A 17235-nucleotide genomic window follows, 5' to 3' on the forward strand; every position below is an offset into this window, starting at 1 on the left:
ATGACAGATCTCGGGCGAAAGCAGGGGTGAAATACGGAGCCTATTATTTTCCGGCTGTTTTTAATAAAGGGAAGATTTTAGAAAGAAATTTTTATTTCATAATTTGCATGTGCGGTTAAAACAGACAGAGGTATCAATGCAAAAACGCTGTGGGAGGGAGCGTGATATTGTGCTGAATCTTGCAATTGATAATGAGTGAAGACTCTGCTACTCTAAATTCGTGCAAAATCCGTTTTACAATGTATACAGATCTTAAGTGGAGGATAAGAGCTTGGATAGCAGCATTCAAAATAAAAGATCGGCAGTTGCCTTCTACTTGTTGGTTTTCATGCTTTCAATACTCTTCTGGCTGTTCGGTGCTTTTGCCGGATTCCTGTCGAAAGAGCTGCGATGAATTTACCGGTGAGCTCTCTCATGACTTTCTTGACCTCTTTTGGCGGCCGTGACTCTTGTCTATGGAAAGGAAAAATCCCAAGGAATCACAGAAAATTATTTAAGAACGTTTTTAAAATCAGGGGAATTAAACGACTTCGGACACTGCCCACCTTATTCCTAATGCCGGCCATACTGCTGCTGTCTTATTGGGTGATGGTATTTCTAAGACTGCCGCTTCCCAAAGCACATCTTTCATTTCCGCAGTGCCCATCCTTTTGATTGAGTTTTTTATTGCTTGGTGAAGAAACAGGCTGGATGGGATTATGTCATTGAATCATTCAGCAGCCGATGGAGCGCATTAAGAATCGGCATAGTTATGGGCGCAATATTGGGAATATGGCACGTAATCCGCTCAGGCCGGACATGGCCTGTCATGGATTGTGTGGCAGTGTCTGTTTTCCGTTACGGCCCGCATACTCATGATCTGGTTATATAACAACAACGGAAAATGCGTACTGACTGCCGTTTTCTTTCATGCCACGATCAATGTCAGTGACACACTGTTTCCGAATAATGGATCCTATTATAACCCTGCTGTTACCGCAATCATTACTATTATCTTTACTGTGATCATCATATCTATATGAGGATCAAAAAATTTATCGCGGTTTAGATACGCACAAAATTAAATAGTCATTTTGTAATACTCAACTAAGTAAAACGGGACCCGGATCCGGATGGACGGAACAGCAGTTCGGCCGGTAGCCCCCCCGAATTTGGCCGGAGGGAAACCCGATTCGGCCGATAGACCCCTGGATTTGGCCGGAAGGAGGCCCGATTTGGCCGATAGCCCCCTGGATTTGGCCGGAAGGAGGCCCGATTTGGCCGATAGCCCCCTGGATTCGGCCGGAAGGAGGCTCGATTCGGCCGATAGCCCCGCGAATCCGGCCGATATTCGCTATTCTACTTGTGATATTTCACAAAGCAGGATTGCCTGCCATTTTAAAGGAGGAAACTCAGATTATTGCAGATCGGGCCTGCTTGAAACTGTGCAAGGGTACACCCATCATTTTTTATATCGCTCTTAAATAATCAGGCCTTCATAAGCATCATGTCATTATTACTGGAATGATCGTTTTATTCGAGTTAGGGATACTTTATTCGTATAACCTTGATTAGCCTGATTGAATGGTTTTAATCAGGAATTATCCGTTAGCGAATTTGGCCGCTGATTATGACAAATGAACCGATTAAGAAATATTTTTGATATGTAAGCGTTGACACATAGCTATATTGATGTTTTAATAGATGTAGTTGTTATAACAACATAACAAGTTAAGAAAGCCGGGTTAACCCTCATGGCTAATATTGTTCCACTTTATCAAAGCATGCTTAATGATTTGATTCGGCAAATTGAATCTGGGGAGCTTCCGGAGGATAGTAAATTACCTTCGGAACAAAAACTGGGTGAGATTTACCACGTCAGCCGGATTACTGTTAGACGCGCACTAACAGAACTGGAAAATAAGCAATATATCTCTAAAAAACAGGGGCAAGGTTCGTTTGTTTTACGAAGAGAGGATGAGAATCTAGGAGTACGTTATCTGAATGTCCGTCAAATCATTGAACAAACGGAAGCGATCGCTAAGATGAAACTATTGTCTTACCAATTGCTTGTGAATGAAGAACTGCCTGACATGCGGGAAAAGCTAGATCTGACGAGCGATGATTATATGTATGCAATTGAAAATATGTTCTATGCCGATGATCATCCGGTTTTTCATCAGAAGATATATTTACCGTATGAACGTTTTCCAAGTATTTATCATAGTGAACTGGCTAATAATGGTGATGTAATTCCGTTTCTTATTAAGAAATATAACTTAGACGTTCAATTTTTTACTCACTCAAAAGCAGGTCTAATTAGCAAAAAGAATCGAAAATTGTTTAATCTGAACGTCGGTGACCCGCTCGTTGATGTGTATACACATGGAATTGAACAGCGAAAAGTTGTTTATTACAGTGAAGCTACAGTTGTGGGCAACCTGATCATGTACATCACTGGGTAAGAAGAATTGAGAGGATGAATGATTGTGGCTTCTCCGGATATAGTTTTGACACGAATTGATAATCGATTGGTCCATGGACAAGTCGGTGTAGTTTGGACGTCATCGGTTGGCGCTAACTTATTGCTGGTCGCAAATGATGACACGGCGAATGATGATCTGCAACAGCAATTAATGGCTGCGACTGCTGAAACCTCGGGTGTTGGTATCCGTTTTTGGACCATTGATAAAACGATAAAAAATATTAGTCGCGCAAGTGCAAGCCAACACATCTTTTTAATTGTGCGTAATCCGCAGGATGCCCGCCGTCTGGTTGAAGGCGGTGTTCCGATTAGAAATTTGAATATTGGCAATATGCACTTTTCGAGCGGAAAAAAACAAGTGACAAAGTATACGTATATGGACGAACAGGATAAAGCTGATTTGAAAGCTTGTGTTGAAAGCGGTGTAAATGTGTATATTCAGGAAACACCGGAAGATAAAAAAATTCCTGTGGAAGAAGTGATCTAGAATGCAAGTGACGCTTATTCAGGGGCTCCTGATTGGTCTTTTTGCCATTATTGCCGGAGTTGACTTCTGGCTGGAAGGTTTATATCTGTTCCGGCCAATGATTGTATGTACGGTGACTGGTATCATTCTGGGGGATCCGACCCTAGGGATCATTGCAGGAGGTTTAACAGAGCTGGCATTTGCAGGACTGACTCCAGTCGGCGGAACTCAACCGCCTAACCCAATTATGGCTGGTGTAATGACTGTTGTGCTTGCTTATACAACCGGCAAGACACCCGCTGCGGCCATTGGCCTGGCGTTACCCTTTAGTATTTTGATGCAATATATCATTCTGTTCTACTATTCAGCTTTTTCCGTTTTGACAAAGAAATTAGATGACTATGCAGCACATGCAGAAACGCGGAAATTTTCAATGCTTGCATTACTGCCGACTGTCATTGTTGCCTTATCATACGGAATCATTGCGTTCCTCTGTGTCTATGGTGCCCAGGAACCCATGAGGGCATTGGTTAATGCAATGCCTGTCTGGCTGAGCCATGGTTTTGAAATTGCAGGCAGTATTTTACCGGCGGTTGGGTTTGGCCTCTTACTGAAGAGCATGTTGAAAACAGAATATGTGCCTTACTTGTTATTGGGATTTACGGCTGCCTGCTTCATTAAATTCGGCAATTTAATGCCGGTCGCCGTGATCGGTGTCGCATTAGCTCTGATTGAATTCTATCGTGATCAGAAAGATAAGAAGATGAAAGATATGATTAGTAATGCAAGCGGAAACGGGGATGATGGCGGTGGCATCTGATACATCTGCAATGACGGAACGACATAGTCTTACACGTCGTGATATTACGAAACTAGCCATTCGTTCGATTTTTAATCAGTCCGCAATGAACTATGAACGCATGCAAGCCGATGGCTGGACACTGGCTATGACTCCAACACTGAAGAAAATTTATGGCAAAGATAAAGACGGCCTGGCTACTGCTATGAAATCCAATCTAGAATTCATTAATACGAATAATTATGCAGCGCCGCTATTAATGGGGCTGGAGGCCTCACTGGAGGAACATGGTGAAAAGCGATCAACCATTGATGGTTTAAGAATTGCACTATTTGGTCCATTGGCTGGCATTGGCGATGCAATTACCTGGTTTACGATTTTACCAATCGTTGCCGGTATTACCGCATCATTTGCCAAACAGGGCAGTATCCTTGGCCCTTTGGTTTTCTTCATAGTTTATGTTGCCATGTTTCTTGCCCGGATACCTATTGCGCATTTAGGTTATAGTGCCGGGACACGGGCCATTTCTAAAATTCGGGAGAATTCCGCGATTGTGTCGCGGGCTGCCAGTATCCTGGGCTGCTCGGTTATTGGCGGATTAATTGCAACATATGTTCAAATTTCAGTAAAGACGAATATTCCGGTGACAGCCGGACACACGATTTCACTGCAGACACAATTTCTTGACCGGATCTTTCCGAACCTGCTGCCGTTAGGCTATACATTCTTACTTTATTGGTTATCAAAAAAGAAAAACGTCAGCCCGGTTATCCTAATTCTTGTTACATTTGTTTTGGCCATTGTTCTTTCGTGGATGGGGGTTCTTTGAGCGTGAAAGTCATTGTAACCGGTCACGGTCACTTTGCAACCGGACTGGAATCAACCGTTAAATTGCTGGCCGGTCGTCTGCCGAACGTCGGGTTTATCGATTTTACCGGTGATATGGATGAAACTTCGCTGCGGAAAAAGTTTGAGCAGGCAATCCGTGACACAGATCAAATCGTATTCTTTTGCGATCTGCTGGGGGGCACACCCTTTAAGGAAGCGGTAAAAATCAGCAGTACGATTGCTGATAAAAAGATTGCCGTAATAACCGGTTGTAATATTGGATCACTAATGGAGCTCGGATTGCAATTAAGCGGCTACAATGGTACGGCCGATGAATTAGCACAAAAGTTTGTGGACATCAGCCGTGCACAGACACAGGTATTCCATCGGCGGAAAATTGAGACAGATACAAATGGCGACAGTGACGGGATATAATATCTTATATTATGTAAACGTCAAAGTAAAACTAACCTTTTAGGGTGCGGAGAGTGTAACAATACTTTCTGCACCTTTTTTAATTTTATAGTGATGCTGGTGTCACTCAGCGGCAACAATCATTCAAATGCGGGTATCCACTATTCTCATGATTCGCAAACGCCTGACAAGCTTCATTTTTACAGCGCGTTTCAGTATCTTTTTAGCGAGACGAGTTAACTTCAGAAATTTTTAGAAGAAATCCTAAAATTTTCAGAATCAAAAAATTTTTCCGGTCAAATTGACGTCAAAATTTATAGGTTTCAGAGCGCTTTTCAGACCCTTGAAATTTGCATCCTTACGAAGGACCGTAACTGCTCCCTTCGTGAATCTTACCGATGCAGCTTTTATTCTATTATTTCCCGGGAAAACGAGATAAATCGTTGCCGGATCTGCGCAAAATAGGGCACGTATTGTATTTTAATGCATTTTTTAGTTGTAAAATAGATAAGAGTCATGGCACAGTGAAGGATTGCGGCGTCAAATCACTTAGTACTGTATCGCAAAGTTGACGGGAGGTGCGCGAGCGGAATGATAGATTCTGAAAAACAAGGGGCTGTTCATGTTCCCTGTTACTGGTGGCTTAATGCCAAGCCGGGCATTTGGAGCTTCTCTGATGTTGGCATCGGAGAGGTACAGAGCTATACATTGTATAATGAAAATGGTCATAAACGGCGAGTATTTCAAAACTTTCTGGATGCAAAAGCCGGCGATCTTGTGATCGGCTATGAGTCTTATCCGGTAAAACAGGTTGTAGCCCTTGCGAAAATCATTCGGGAAAATGATGGAGAAAAACTATATTTCGAAAAGATTGAAAATGTATCTGTGCCTATCGATTACGCGACACTAAGGGCGTGCCCGGAATTGGAACACATGGAGTATTTTGTCAACCCGCAGGGGAGTCTGTTCAAACTGACTGAGGACGAATATGATTTTATTATGGATATGATCCGCGAAGCCAATCCGGCAGAACGGAAACAGGCTGTTGCCCCCTTTTCTAAAGAAGATTTTCTGAAAGAGGTTTATATGAGCGGTGATCAATATGATACATTGATTTCATTGCTCGAGCACAGGCAGAATCTTATTTTACAGGGGGCGCCGGGTGTCGGCAAGACCTTTGCGGCGAGACGTCTGGCTTACGCCATGATGGGAGAAAAGGATGACAGCCGTATCGAATTCATCCAGTTCCATCAGAGTTACTCTTATGAAGATTTCATCATGGGCTATAGGCCGCACGAAGATGGTTTTGAATTGCAGAAAGGCATTTTCTATCGCTTCTGCCAGGAGGCTGCAGACCGGCCCGGAGAAGAATTTTTCTTTATTATTGACGAAATTAACCGTGGCAATATAAGTAAAATCTTCGGTGAGCTTCTGATGCTGATTGAGAAGGGATACCGCGGGACAAAGGCCACGCTTGCTTATAGCGGCCTGCCATTCTCCGTACCGAAGAACCTGTACCTGATCGGTATGATGAATACGGCGGATCGCAGCCTGGCCCTGATCGATTACGCTTTACGCAGGCGCTTCAGCTTTTTTGAGATGGAACCGGCATTTAATTCCGAAGGCTTCCAAACCTATCAGCAGGCTCTTAATAATGATACGTTCACGACTTTGATTGAGCGGATTAAAGAGTTAAATAAGGTCATTGCCGCCGATGATTCTCTCGGCAGAGGATTCTGCATCGGCCATAGCTATTTCTGCGGTCAGAAAGAATGCACAGACGCATGGATGTCTGAAGTCGTTGAGTATGATCTTATTCCCATGCTGTCCGAATACTGGTTCGATGAGCCGGCGAAAGTAAAGAAATGGACGCATATTCTGCGTGGTGTGTTCCGTGACTAACGACAAAGGCATTCTCATCAAAAATATATATTACATGCTTACATATGCCTTCCAAGTGCTCAGACAATCCAACTATGAGAGCATCGCTGCGGAGAAGTTTAATAAGATAGAGGATCTTTTTGCCGCTATTCTGTCTAAAGGCATCGCCCGGCAATTGAAACAGGGGCTGTACCGCGAATATATACCTCAATGTGAAGATCTGACTATAATGAGAGGCAAACTTGATCTTTTCGGAACGATCCATCATAAATTGCAGAAAAAGCCGATGCTGTCATGCGAATACGATGAGCTGTCAGAGAACAATATCTTTAATCAGGTATTGAAGACGACCGCTCTGATTTTATTACACCAGCCGTCCGTTCGTTCCGAACGCAGAAAAAACTTAAAAAAGATCATGCTTTTCTTTGAAAACGTTGAGACTATGGATTCGCTCAGAATCAAATGGAGTATGTTCCACTTTCAAAAGAGCAATCGCAACTATAAGATGCTCCTGAACATCTGCCGGTTTGTTCTGAACGGGCTGCTGCTGACCACCGAGAAGGGCAATTATAAAATGGCCGCGTTTCTGGACGAACAGAACATGGCTCGTTTATATGAGAAGTTTGTGCTGGGATATTTTCGGTACCACTATCCGGAACTCAACGCTCATCCTGCACAGATCGCATGGAATCTGGATCGCGGCGTTGCGAATTTTCTTCCGAGGATGCAGACAGATATCACGATGAAGCATAACGAGAAAACGCTGATTATCGATACAAAGTACTATGCCCGTACGATGCAGTTGCAGGCGCGGTATGACAGCCGCACACTGCATTCGAACAACATGTACCAAATTTTTTCATACGTCAAGAATCAGGATGCCGGCAACACAGGAAATGTAGCCGGTCTGCTTCTCTATGCCAAGACAGGCGAAAGCTTGACGCCGGATTGCGACTTCCTGATGGGCGGGAATAAAATTAGTGTAAAAACACTGGATTTAAATGCGGCTTTCTCTGAAATCGCCGCCCAGCTAAATAACATAGCGGAATCTTATTTTGGAGAGACAGCTAAAGATTGAATCAGAGAAGGAAGCCTGCGGGTGAACACATTGTCTGGCCGGATACGTTCCCTTGCAGCCGGCCCCGGAATTCCGGGGGCAAAATCACCTCATGTTAGCTGGATCTTTAAGAATAAAAGTGGGCTTTGACGTATTTTTAAAATCAGAGGAGTGTCCGGTGGTAACATCCAGTGATGGTTAACCTAATAGAAGCCATGCAGAGTCGCTGAGCCCCTGATGCCGGCCGCCGGATTCCTGATCGCGGCTAAAAGACTTGCAGCAGGCGGCGGTTTGATGTTATTCAAATGGTTTTCCTACTAAAATATCTAAATCAATGGTTATTTTCATTGATTCCATTTCGGAAAAAGATTTTACTTTTTCTTGTGCCATTGACCAGGTTAAAGGGGTCATGCGAATCAACGATTGAATGGACGGTTTTTCAAGAATCCTGGAATAATGCAATCTTGAAGTACTGACAACTTGAAAATTCTCTTTAAAACGTTCCCTTGTATTTGCATTGGAATAAGATTGTTTGGCAGGTTCATCGAAAACAACCTCTCTTAATTCCTTTAAGTAATCACTCTCAGGAATGACTTTTATTAACAAACCGTCTGCCTTCAATAATCTGTTGAATTCTCCATAATTTGCAGGAGATAAAATGTTTAGAATAACATCGAACTGTTTATCCTTAAACGGAACGTTGGCCAGGTCTGCTACAGCCCACATCTTGCCGGCATAATTCTTAGCTGCAATGGAGATGCCTTCCTTGGATATATCAATTCCAACTCCTGCTATTTGACTGTTTAAATCCGTGCAGATACTATCGCAAATATTATATAAATGCGATCCTTCGCCGCATCCCGTATCAAGAATAAATGTTGTCCCCTTTTTCGATCTCAGCTGCTTTTTTATCGTTTCGGCAATGGACTGTTCGAGTGGGCCAAAAAAGCCTTCCTTCTCAATAAGTTTCCGACGTGCTTCAAAAAGCTCTTTGTCATATTTTGTTTTCAAGGAGTGAGTCATCAGATTCACGTATCCTTGTTTCGTGAAGTCAAATGTATGGCGGTTTGAACAAATTAGACTTTTTGACTCAAAAACTTTCATCGATGAGCCGCAAACAGGACATTTAAAAATAGAGTCAAAGCCGCTTACAAATGCTGCGCTTTCCACTCTTTTCGTCATTTTAAGCAAAGAGGACACCCCATCATTTAATTGGTAGACAAATATGCTCTCACCGTTATTCAGAATACAATCTGGGTTTTAAAAAATCTAATACCGTCCATTGCCTAAAAAATGAACGGAATAATCAGGATATAGTTCCCTTGCCGATGCGGGTAATGGAAACAAAACTCAGAGATAATTTATCACAAAATAATTCGGGTTGCAAAAATTTTTACAGGATCTGCAGAGCAAAGCCTTATCTTTAAGTATAGACGCTCTTTTGCAGCTTTTCGCTGATATTTCTTCCCCACTTCTGATTTACCGAGATAATAGAGGCAAAATGAGCCCTTCTGCTGCATTGACAACAGGAAAAGCAGAATATCTTGCACTGTGACTTTTTATGTGAGATCATTACTAATGAACCGTGCCGATCATCATGGCATCGACCGCGAATTAAAACTCAAATTAAGAGATAACAAAAACTATTAATTAAGAAAATCTTTCTGAAATTCTTCCGGATCAATGAATTTCGAGAGAATACCATGGCTCATAGAATCATAGCCATACCATCGACAAAATCGATTCATACAGTCTGCGGCCTTGCATTGAAAAGCCTATGAATCAGAAGTCTCCAATCCCGTTTTCCCCGTATTCAGCTTGATCACCGGGACGGCAGCCGGATGAGCAGCGAAATTTAACCCTTTTGAGACATTGTTGTGATGAATCTTTCAATAAACATTAAGCTAAAATTAATGTCTATCTTTTAATATCGAAAGTTAGGATTATATCTTAAGTCTTAGGAGCATGATCATTAGCGAGGAAGGCCAACTAAATAAGCTGGACCGAAGGCACAGGCTGATCTCTAAACCAACCTGCATGGGACCGAACTTTTGATATGTCGCATGAGACGCATCAAAGGAGATCAGGATCAATGTCAGAAAATGGAGAGAAAAAGAATGCATCAGCTAGAATCGGGTATCTGGGAAAACCGCTGCTGATTTTATCGGCCATGACAACCTTGTCCGTTCCGGGGGTAGCCCTTGCCGCCGGCAGTCAGCAGAAAACTACCCAGACGGTTGCAACAGGGAAAGTGACCACGGATTCGGACGGATCGGATGATGTGCAAAATCAGAAAACAACAACATCGGCCACCGGAACGGAAACGTCTGCAGCAGCTAACTCAGGGGAGACAGCGGCTTCCTCCTCTTCAACTGCTTCCGAGGGGTCATCGACGACAACGAATGCGTCATCCGAAAAGGCCGCCGCCGGCTCTTCCACTGCGACTTCTGCAAATAGCGGTACGGCTGCTTCAACGACCGGATCGACTGCTTCAAGTGCTGCTGCGGCTGTGCAGAATAACGTGGATCCGACGGAACCGAATAAAGTCACGAATAATGTCGGAAGCAGTGAAAAAACAGTCAGCCAGAGTACTGTGGCCAATACCAATATTCAAACCATTCAGGCACCTCAAGCCAATTTCACGGCCGTCCAGAGTCTTGCTTCGACGAGCAGTGTGACACAACAGTTTATTTCCGAGATCGGGAGCGAGGCGCAGCAGATTGCTTCGGCAAACAATTTGTATGCCTCAGTGATGATTGCCCAGGCGATACTGGAAAGCGGGTCTGGTCAGAGCGGACTTGCCACACAGGCGAATAATCTGTTCGGAATCAAGGGTACATATAACGGTCAGTACGTGACGATGAATACCGCTGAATATGTGAACGGCCAGTATGTGGAAGTTGCGGCGTATTTCAGAAAATACCCGTCGCTTTCCGCGTCGCTCGAGGATTATGCCAGTCTCTTGAAAAACGGTCTGTCCTACAATTCGAGTTATTATGCCAAGGTCTGGAAGTCCAATGCGCCGACTTATCAGGATGCGACTCAGGCGCTGCAGGGAACGTATGCCACCGATCCAACGTACGCTTCCAAGCTTGATGCACTGATCTCGGAATACGATCTGACAAAATATGATAGCAACTCTTCAGCATCGGGTACTTCCGGCTCCTCCGCGTCCGGATCGACCTCATCGACAAGCTCAACCGGCAGCAGTTCAACAGGTTCGTCCGCTTCCGCTTCGACAACGGGTACGGTAGGTTCGACGGTTTCAACGAACGGAATCCTCTACGTCTCATCGGATGCCTCGACGCCGGTCAAAACGAGCCTGACCACGGTGACGATCAGCAGAATTTATTCATCGGCAGTAAATAAATATCAGGTCAGCCACAATGGAGTGATTGTCGGCTATCTGCGGACGCTGTCATCATCGGGCACGAGCGGCAGCAGCTCAACAGGCTCGTCCGCTTCCACTTCGACAACGGGTACGGTAGGTTCGACGGTTTCAACGAACGGAATCCTTTACGCCTCGTCGGATGCCTCGACGCCGGTCAAAACGAGCCTGACCACGGTGACGATCAGCAGAATCTATTCGTCGGCAGTGAATAAATATCAGGTCAGCCACAATGGAGTGATCGTCGGCTATCTGCGGACACTGTCGTCGGGCACGAGCGGCAGTACAACGAGCTCCTCTGCTTCAACCACTACAACGGGGAAAGTAGGTTCGACGGTCTCGACGAATGGGATTCTCTACGTTTCTTCGGACGCCTCGACGCCGGTCAAAACGAGCCTGACCACGGTGACGATCAGCAGAATTTATTCATCGGCAGTAAATAAATATCAGGTCAGCCACAATGGAGTGATTGTCGGCTATCTGCGGACGCTGTCAGCATCGGGCACGAGCGGCAGCAGTTCAACAGGCTCGTCTGCGTCCGCTTCGACAACGGGTACAGTAGGTTCGACGGTTTCAACGAACGGAATCCTTTACGCCTCGTCGGACGCCTCGACGCCGGTCAAAACGAGCCTGACCACGGTGACGATCAGCAGAATCTATTCGTCGGCAGTGAATAAATATCAGGTCAGCCGCAACGGAGTGATCGTCGGCTATCTGCGGACGCTGTCATTGTCGGGCACGAACGGCAGCAGTTCAACAGGTTCGTCTGCGTCCGCTTCGACAACGGGTACGGTAGGTTCGACGGTCTCGACGAATGGGATTCTCTACGCCTCGTCGGACGCCTCGACGCCGGTCAAAACGAGCCTGACCACGGTGACGATCAGCAGAATTTATTCATCGGCAGCGAATAAATATCAGGTCAGCCACAATGGAGTGATCGTCGGCTACTTACGGACATTATCCTCGTCCGGCTCGGGAACGGCAGCGGCCACATCTTCGGCGACATCTCAGTCCAGTTCTTCTGCCGTAAAAGTCGGCACAACAGTGAATACAAATGGAGTCATCTATCTGTCTTCCACATCAACTGCACCGCTGATCACGTACCTGACCAAAGTGCAGGTCAGCAAGATTTTCCCCTCTGCGCTGAATAAATATCAGGTTGAAATTAACGGAGTGATTGTCGGCTATCTGCGATTTGCCTCGGCCTCATCATCATCTTCAGCCGGTTCAATTACGGGAAGAACAGTCGGCACAAAGATTGCGACCAACGGCATCCTTTATGTGTCTTCAGACGCCTCGACGCCGGTTAAAACAAGTTTGACTGCAGCGACGATCAGTAAGATCTTTGCAAATACGCCGAATCCTTATCAGGTGGAAGTAAACGGCACGATTGTCGGTTATCTGCAATGAAACAGATCAAATCCGTGGGACCAGGTGAATGTCCCTGAATTCGAGGCCGGTCAGCTAAGAAAAAAAGAAAACGGCTTTGAGACGGGTGTTTTTCATAATGATCCGTTTCTGAATGACGACCGGTTCGGGCATTCAAATGTGAAAGATCACGCTGGGGATTTACGGCATCCATAACGGGATAAGAAAATCTTCTGGATCAGAGAGTTAGCATTATTGCCGATGTCCGATGAGCAAAAAACGATTCAATCGTCGGATCAGACAAAAAGCAGTCAAAAAAAGACGGCAACAAAGGCACACAACGAATCATCAGCAGTTCGCTGAAAAAGCGGAGGGTAGGACATAAGATGGCAGAGAAAAGTGGCACAGGAGTAAAAAATACCCTCTATGCTTTAATAGGAAGGGGAGCAGCCGCTAACAATTTACTCGTCATGATGTGACTTGAAACTTTCCTCTTTCTCGCGGATCAGATCTTTTAATTCGTCAAGATCTTCCTGACTGGCCTTGATCCTTGTAAACGACTTAGCCGTTGACTTTTTGGACATATACCGTTTGCGTTCGTGATTTTCCGCTTCCCAGTTCCAAGAGGCTTTTATTTGTGCTTCACGGGTCTTTTTTCCCGGCCTAGTGAATCAGTTCCTTTCGTTCAAAAGAGTTATAGACCAAACCAATCATGCAAACGCGGCAGGGGGGATCCGGGAAATCGGTGAAAACATTTGCGGCTCAGTATGGCCTGCATAAAAGTTATCAAAGGAGCAGTCAAAAACGGCCGGGAGCCTGGCTTAAAGCTAACATACTTAATCATTTAATCCCTTTCCATTAAGAATTTGCTGCATATATTTTTCAATTCTTGACTCGCGGGTCTGGGATTTTTTTGCGCTAGAAAAATAAAGAATGTACGCTCTCTGCCGTCCCGGTGTCAAGGCTTCAAAAGCAGTTTTCAAAGCAGGCATTGCATCGAATTTGTTTTGAAGTTCTTCAGGAAGGGCGTATTCTGTATGCTTTTTAAAATTCACTTCCAAACCGGCTTTTTCAACCTTGATCGCTTCATAAATATAGGCTTTCAGGGTGTTTTCCAATTCAGTGATTTCCTGAACATGGGTGAAACGGATCTGGCGCGCCGCTTGTACATGTTCCGTTTGCTGGGTCAGAATCCCATGGGTATCCTGCAACAAGGCGCCTTTTGGAAACAGAAGCGCACAATATTCTTTAAATCCATGTATTAAAACGATGTTTTTCTTCTCAAAGGTGTAACAAGGGTGCATCCACTTGAATTCTTCGGTCAACCCGCAGTCGAGAACGATCATTCTCAGCTTTTCATATTCCGCCCTCCATTTTTTAGCTTTGCTTAGAAATTCATCAACTTTAGAATTCATTCTCCTATCGGTCATCAAGAAACACTCCTCTTCAATCAGATCAGGTTCAATAAAAATCTGCCTGAGCGATGTCACAGAAAAGTCTTTTTCCTGTCATTGCTGCGAGCAGATATTTCCTTTATTGACTGGCTATTAAGCTGTTTTGAATCTGATTCATGAACTGCACAATCTGATCATCTTTGCCGTTGACCAATGTCCATGTGATAAAAGTCATCGCATTGGAAACATAAAGATCAGTCAAATACTGAGCAGGCACTTGAATCCGGCCTTCCAGCTGCTGTTCATTGATTAATTGTAAGATACTTTTTCCTAAAATGGTACGGAATGCTTTGCCTAAATCCGCACGCTGTTCGTGTACATCGAGTAAAGGCAAAATAGCTTTCCGGTTATTCACTAAGTGGTGGGCGAGCTGCCGGACAACGGCAATGATATTTTTCTGATGCATCCGTTCGGCAATATATTTTTCGAAATCATCGGCACAGTGTTTCACCATTTCTTCAATTAATGCGTATTTATCCGGATAATGCCGGTAGAAAGTGCTGCGGGAAGTCAGCGATTCATCACATAACTGCTGAATCGTCACATCCTTAAAGCTTTCTCGCTGCAGCAAAGTGATCATGGTTTCGCTCAGCAGCCGTTTGGTTTTAATCACCCGTAAATCTGATGGGTTCATTGGAAAGCTCCTTTGACACCATTGAACAATGTGTCGCTTATGGTTCGTATTGTACTATAAATGTGACTTATGTGCCATTCATCCTGTTTTTAACTCTGGCTATTCGGCCGATGAGGTTCAATAATAGCATTGTTGAAGGAGAAATCACGATGTTTCAAAAGTTATAAGCAACGAACCGTTGATTTTAATCACTCGATTTATGACAGAGAACATCATGTGCAGCAAGCGATCCGTGCGGCGGCGGCTAAAATCGATGATACCGAGAGCCGGCTCCCGGCTAAATGGCGGCTGCACCATCGGGCAGTTTTAAACACAAGATAGCCGGATACGGGGAGGTAAGTGTGTTGAGGGAAATAAGGACAGAAATAAAAATTGAAGCGCCCGCAGATAGGGTATGGGAAGTGCTGACGGACTTCGCCCATTATCCTGACTGGAACCCGTTTATTAAATATTTAAAAGGAACACCGGCGGAAGGGGCAAGGATAGAAGTAAAAATGGTTCCGCCTGAGTCAAAAGGTATGGTTTTCAAACCAAAGGTGCTGAAATATCAAAGGTGCAAAGAATTTACCTGGCTGGGACATGTCGTGATCCCCGGTTTATTTGACGGTGAGCATACATTTGAACTAAAAACCGCACCGGACAATATGACTCTTTTTATTCAGCAAGAAAAATTTTACGGTATATTGTTACCCTTTCTTAAAAATGCACTTGATCAAGGCACTCAGGCGGGGTTTGAGGCAATGAATAAAGATCTTAAAAATATTTGTGAATCTAAAAGAGAAAGTTTCAGGAATAGTTAATGACAAAAGAGTGGGTGAAACACACAAGTAGGCTGCTCAACAGTTTTTTTCCGCAATTTGATCTGCAGTTGGGTAGCGGTCCGTTTTGGAATGGAGTCGATCAAGGATGTGCTCTATTTCAGCAGCGGGTCGGATTTTGAACGAATGATCTTTATCCTTTGCTGGATCGGCCTTGGCGCTCTGCTGCTCATCCTTGTTTCCGGCTGGTTTCAGCGAAGCCGGGAACCGGAAAAAGCTTGAAAAAGAGAAAGTACTTGGTGTCGAGTATCGTTTGAAATAATAGATAAGGGAACATCTTACTATGAAAATTCTTTGCGGCGCACAGTACCGCAACAGAAAGGGGATATCGATCATTTTTGAGTGAAATAATCAATGATTTTATCGCGCAGCGGCGTTGTATTATGCATTAAATCGATAGCAATGAAGTTAAGAGCCGAAAAAATATAAAATGGATGTTTTTTATCACGTTGACTCAGCCGGCAGAACGGCTGAGTTTGGATGGTAACAGGTCAACCGTTGAAAATACAGCTGAGCGGTTTTTATAAAGTCATCGTTTTATCAGGTAATTTGTTATGGCTTGATTGTCTCTTCTTTAGAGTCTTTAACTCCGGCAACATTCTCACTAACACCATCATTTATTGAATCAGAAATACGAGAAGGAACAGGAATAAATGGATCTATATGTGAATTGTTTTTAAGAATGGTATTATATTTATTTCTGTATTCGGTTGGCGACAAATCAGTTTCAATTTTAAATCTCCGCATAAACATTTTGGGCGTAGTGAAATAAGCAGCATATGAAATTTCTTTAATAGACATTTCAGTTCTTAGTAATAGAAGTGTGGCAAGTTCAATTTTAATCTTGTTTATATATTGAAGAGTAGTCATATCCGTGTCGTGCTTAAAAATTTTAGTAAGATAGTTCCGATTTAAATGAACGTTTTCGGCAATTTCATTAACCGTCAGTGTATTTGACATATTAGACTTGATCCATTCTTTGAGATGCTCAATTTTTGCGTGTCCACTGGAGCTGTCTTGTTGTTTTACATATGCTTCAAAGATTTCAATAAGTAACGCCGAGGTTAAAAAATCTCTTTTTTCCAAACGATTTAATTTGCCGCCCACTGATAATAATCGATGAAAAGCAATGGTCATGTCTTTATAATTATCGATATTGAACAACATTGGCAATGTAATAATATCATTAGTCCCATAATTATTGTATTTTAACTTATTAACAATCTCTTTTTCATCGGCCTCAAAGGAAGAAACTGTGGATTGCGGGAAAAAATGCAACCAATAAAAGTCAATATTTTCCTCGGATTTTTGATATCCAATCAGATGTTTGAATGGCGGAATGATAATCATCTGGTTCGGTTTTACAACATATTTTTCTGAACCCACTTGTAGAAAAATAGGTCCTTTTAAGCAAAAAATTATTTCATAATCCCCTTTATGATATCTTGCATGGTGTTGCCAAGCGTTAGAAGTAGTAAATTCTCCCCCCATAAAATACATAACTGGCTTTTCGAGTGTGAACGAATAAAAGCGCATATTATGACCTCCATATTTGAAATATAGGTCTGAATGTAAAAGTGGCAAATCGGTACCAAATCTCCTGATTTTGGGCCCAATCCCTTTAGTTAAAAAAATTTAAAGTTGCAAAATGATACCTCTTCTAT

Annotated in this window: 16 protein-coding genes; 11 read left to right on the forward strand and 5 right to left on the reverse strand. The window is 43.6% G+C overall.

The annotated features are described in order from the left end of the window. Positions 1-271 precede the first annotated feature (271 nt). From OYT88_RS05095 to mcrC, 8 genes are all read left to right on the forward strand, one after another. A complete protein-coding gene (locus tag OYT88_RS05095) occupies positions 272-394 on the forward strand; it encodes a hypothetical protein (RefSeq protein ID WP_274398348.1) in 123 nt (40 codons plus the stop codon). Positions 395-1733: 1339 nt separating this feature from the next. Next, complete coding sequence (locus OYT88_RS05100; RefSeq protein WP_274398349.1) at positions 1734-2444, forward strand: GntR family transcriptional regulator; 711 nt, start codon at positions 1734-1736, stop codon at positions 2442-2444. A 24-nt stretch (positions 2445-2468) separates the two neighbouring features. Next, positions 2469-2951: a PTS galactosamine transporter subunit IIB gene (gene agaB, locus OYT88_RS05105; RefSeq protein WP_274398350.1), complete on the forward strand. Its 483-nt coding sequence runs from the start codon at positions 2469-2471 to the stop codon at positions 2949-2951. A 1-nt stretch (position 2952) separates the two neighbouring features. Continuing rightward, the gene (agaC, locus tag OYT88_RS05110) at positions 2953-3750 is read left to right on the forward strand and encodes a PTS galactosamine transporter subunit IIC (RefSeq protein WP_274398351.1); all 798 of its coding nucleotides are present in this window, start codon (positions 2953-2955) and stop codon (positions 3748-3750) included. Further along, positions 3713-4558: a PTS galactosamine transporter subunit IID gene (agaD, locus tag OYT88_RS05115; protein ID WP_274398352.1), complete on the forward strand. Its 846-nt coding sequence runs from the start codon at positions 3713-3715 to the stop codon at positions 4556-4558. The genes agaC and agaD overlap by 38 nt, the downstream gene beginning before the upstream one ends. 2 nt (positions 4559-4560) lie before the next feature. Beyond that, positions 4561-4992 (forward strand): PTS sugar transporter subunit IIA, encoded by a 432-nt coding sequence (locus tag OYT88_RS05120; RefSeq protein WP_274398353.1) that lies wholly within the window; start codon positions 4561-4563, stop codon positions 4990-4992. Between the two features lie 570 nt (positions 4993-5562). Further along, positions 5563-6873: an AAA family ATPase gene (locus tag OYT88_RS05125; RefSeq protein ID WP_274398354.1), complete on the forward strand. Its 1311-nt coding sequence runs from the start codon at positions 5563-5565 to the stop codon at positions 6871-6873. Next, a complete protein-coding gene (gene mcrC, locus OYT88_RS05130) occupies positions 6866-7930 on the forward strand; it encodes a 5-methylcytosine-specific restriction endonuclease system specificity protein McrC (protein ID WP_274398355.1) in 1065 nt (354 codons plus the stop codon). The genes OYT88_RS05125 and mcrC overlap by 8 nt, the downstream gene beginning before the upstream one ends. Positions 7931-8206: 276 nt before the next feature. On the opposite strand, the gene OYT88_RS05135 is transcribed toward mcrC, so the two are convergent. Then, positions 8207-9091, reverse strand: a complete 885-nt coding sequence (locus OYT88_RS05135; RefSeq protein WP_274398749.1) for a putative RNA methyltransferase — start codon at positions 9089-9091, stop codon at positions 8207-8209. 910 nt (positions 9092-10001) lie between these two features. Between OYT88_RS05135 and OYT88_RS05140 the strand changes: the two genes are divergently transcribed. Next, a complete protein-coding gene (locus tag OYT88_RS05140) occupies positions 10002-12707 on the forward strand; it encodes a glycoside hydrolase family 73 protein (RefSeq protein WP_274398356.1) in 2706 nt (901 codons plus the stop codon). 419 nt (positions 12708-13126) lie between these two features. Here the strand turns inward: OYT88_RS05140 and OYT88_RS05145 are convergent, their stop codons facing one another. The 3 genes from OYT88_RS05145 to OYT88_RS05155 all read right to left on the reverse strand — a co-directional run bounded on the left by OYT88_RS05145 (position 13127) and on the right by OYT88_RS05155 (position 14753). Then, a complete protein-coding gene (locus OYT88_RS05145) occupies positions 13127-13249 on the reverse strand; it encodes a hypothetical protein (RefSeq protein WP_274398357.1) in 123 nt (40 codons plus the stop codon). Positions 13250-13501: 252 nt separating this feature from the next. Then, a complete protein-coding gene (locus tag OYT88_RS05150; RefSeq protein WP_274398358.1) occupies positions 13502-14095 on the reverse strand; it encodes a YdeI/OmpD-associated family protein in 594 nt (197 codons plus the stop codon). Positions 14096-14198: 103 nt separating this feature from the next. Further along, complete coding sequence (locus tag OYT88_RS05155; RefSeq protein ID WP_274398360.1) at positions 14199-14753, reverse strand: TetR/AcrR family transcriptional regulator; 555 nt, start codon at positions 14751-14753, stop codon at positions 14199-14201. Positions 14754-15094: 341 nt separating this feature from the next. Between OYT88_RS05155 and OYT88_RS05160 the strand changes: the two genes are divergently transcribed. Both OYT88_RS05160 and OYT88_RS05165 read left to right on the forward strand, forming a co-directional pair. Further along, on the forward strand, positions 15095-15553 hold the full coding sequence (locus OYT88_RS05160; protein WP_274398361.1) for an SRPBCC domain-containing protein: 459 nt from the start codon (positions 15095-15097) through the stop codon (positions 15551-15553). A 90-nt stretch (positions 15554-15643) separates the two neighbouring features. Next, entirely contained in the window at positions 15644-15793 is a 150-nt protein-coding gene (locus tag OYT88_RS05165) for a hypothetical protein (RefSeq protein WP_274398362.1), read from the forward strand. Positions 15794-16123: 330 nt separating this feature from the next. On the opposite strand, the gene OYT88_RS05170 is transcribed toward OYT88_RS05165, so the two are convergent. Then, positions 16124-17107, reverse strand: coding sequence for an AraC family transcriptional regulator (locus OYT88_RS05170; RefSeq protein ID WP_274398363.1), 984 nt, complete (start codon positions 17105-17107; stop codon positions 16124-16126). Positions 17108-17235 lie beyond the last annotated feature (128 nt).

This window comes from Sporolactobacillus sp. CQH2019 (genome assembly GCF_028765345.1).
Lineage (GTDB): Bacteria > Bacillota > Bacilli > Bacillales > Sporolactobacillaceae > Sporolactobacillus.

What these genes read in the sequence shown, in the direction of transcription:
- OYT88_RS05100 (WP_274398349.1), top strand. Translation starts at nt 1,734, where the DNA reads ATGGCTAATATTGTTCCACTTTATCAAAGCATGCTTAATGATTTGATT.
- agaC (WP_274398351.1), top strand. Translation starts at nt 2,953, where the DNA reads ATGCAAGTGACGCTTATTCAGGGGCTCCTGATTGGTCTTTTTGCCATT.
- agaD (WP_274398352.1), top strand. Translation starts at nt 3,713, where the DNA reads ATGCAAGCGGAAACGGGGATGATGGCGGTGGCATCTGATACATCTGCA.
- OYT88_RS05125 (WP_274398354.1), top strand. Translation starts at nt 5,563, where the DNA reads ATGATAGATTCTGAAAAACAAGGGGCTGTTCATGTTCCCTGTTACTGG.
- OYT88_RS05135 (WP_274398749.1), bottom strand. Translation starts at nt 9,091, where the DNA reads ATGACGAAAAGAGTGGAAAGCGCAGCATTTGTAAGCGGCTTTGACTCT.
- OYT88_RS05140 (WP_274398356.1), top strand. Translation starts at nt 10,002, where the DNA reads ATGTCAGAAAATGGAGAGAAAAAGAATGCATCAGCTAGAATCGGGTAT.
- OYT88_RS05145 (WP_274398357.1), bottom strand. Translation starts at nt 13,249, where the DNA reads ATGTCCAAAAAGTCAACGGCTAAGTCGTTTACAAGGATCAAGGCCAGT.
- OYT88_RS05150 (WP_274398358.1), bottom strand. Translation starts at nt 14,095, where the DNA reads ATGACCGATAGGAGAATGAATTCTAAAGTTGATGAATTTCTAAGCAAA.
- OYT88_RS05155 (WP_274398360.1), bottom strand. Translation starts at nt 14,753, where the DNA reads ATGAACCCATCAGATTTACGGGTGATTAAAACCAAACGGCTGCTGAGC.
- OYT88_RS05165 (WP_274398362.1), top strand. Translation starts at nt 15,644, where the DNA reads ATGGAGTCGATCAAGGATGTGCTCTATTTCAGCAGCGGGTCGGATTTT.
- OYT88_RS05170 (WP_274398363.1), bottom strand. Translation starts at nt 17,107, where the DNA reads ATGCGCTTTTATTCGTTCACACTCGAAAAGCCAGTTATGTATTTTATG.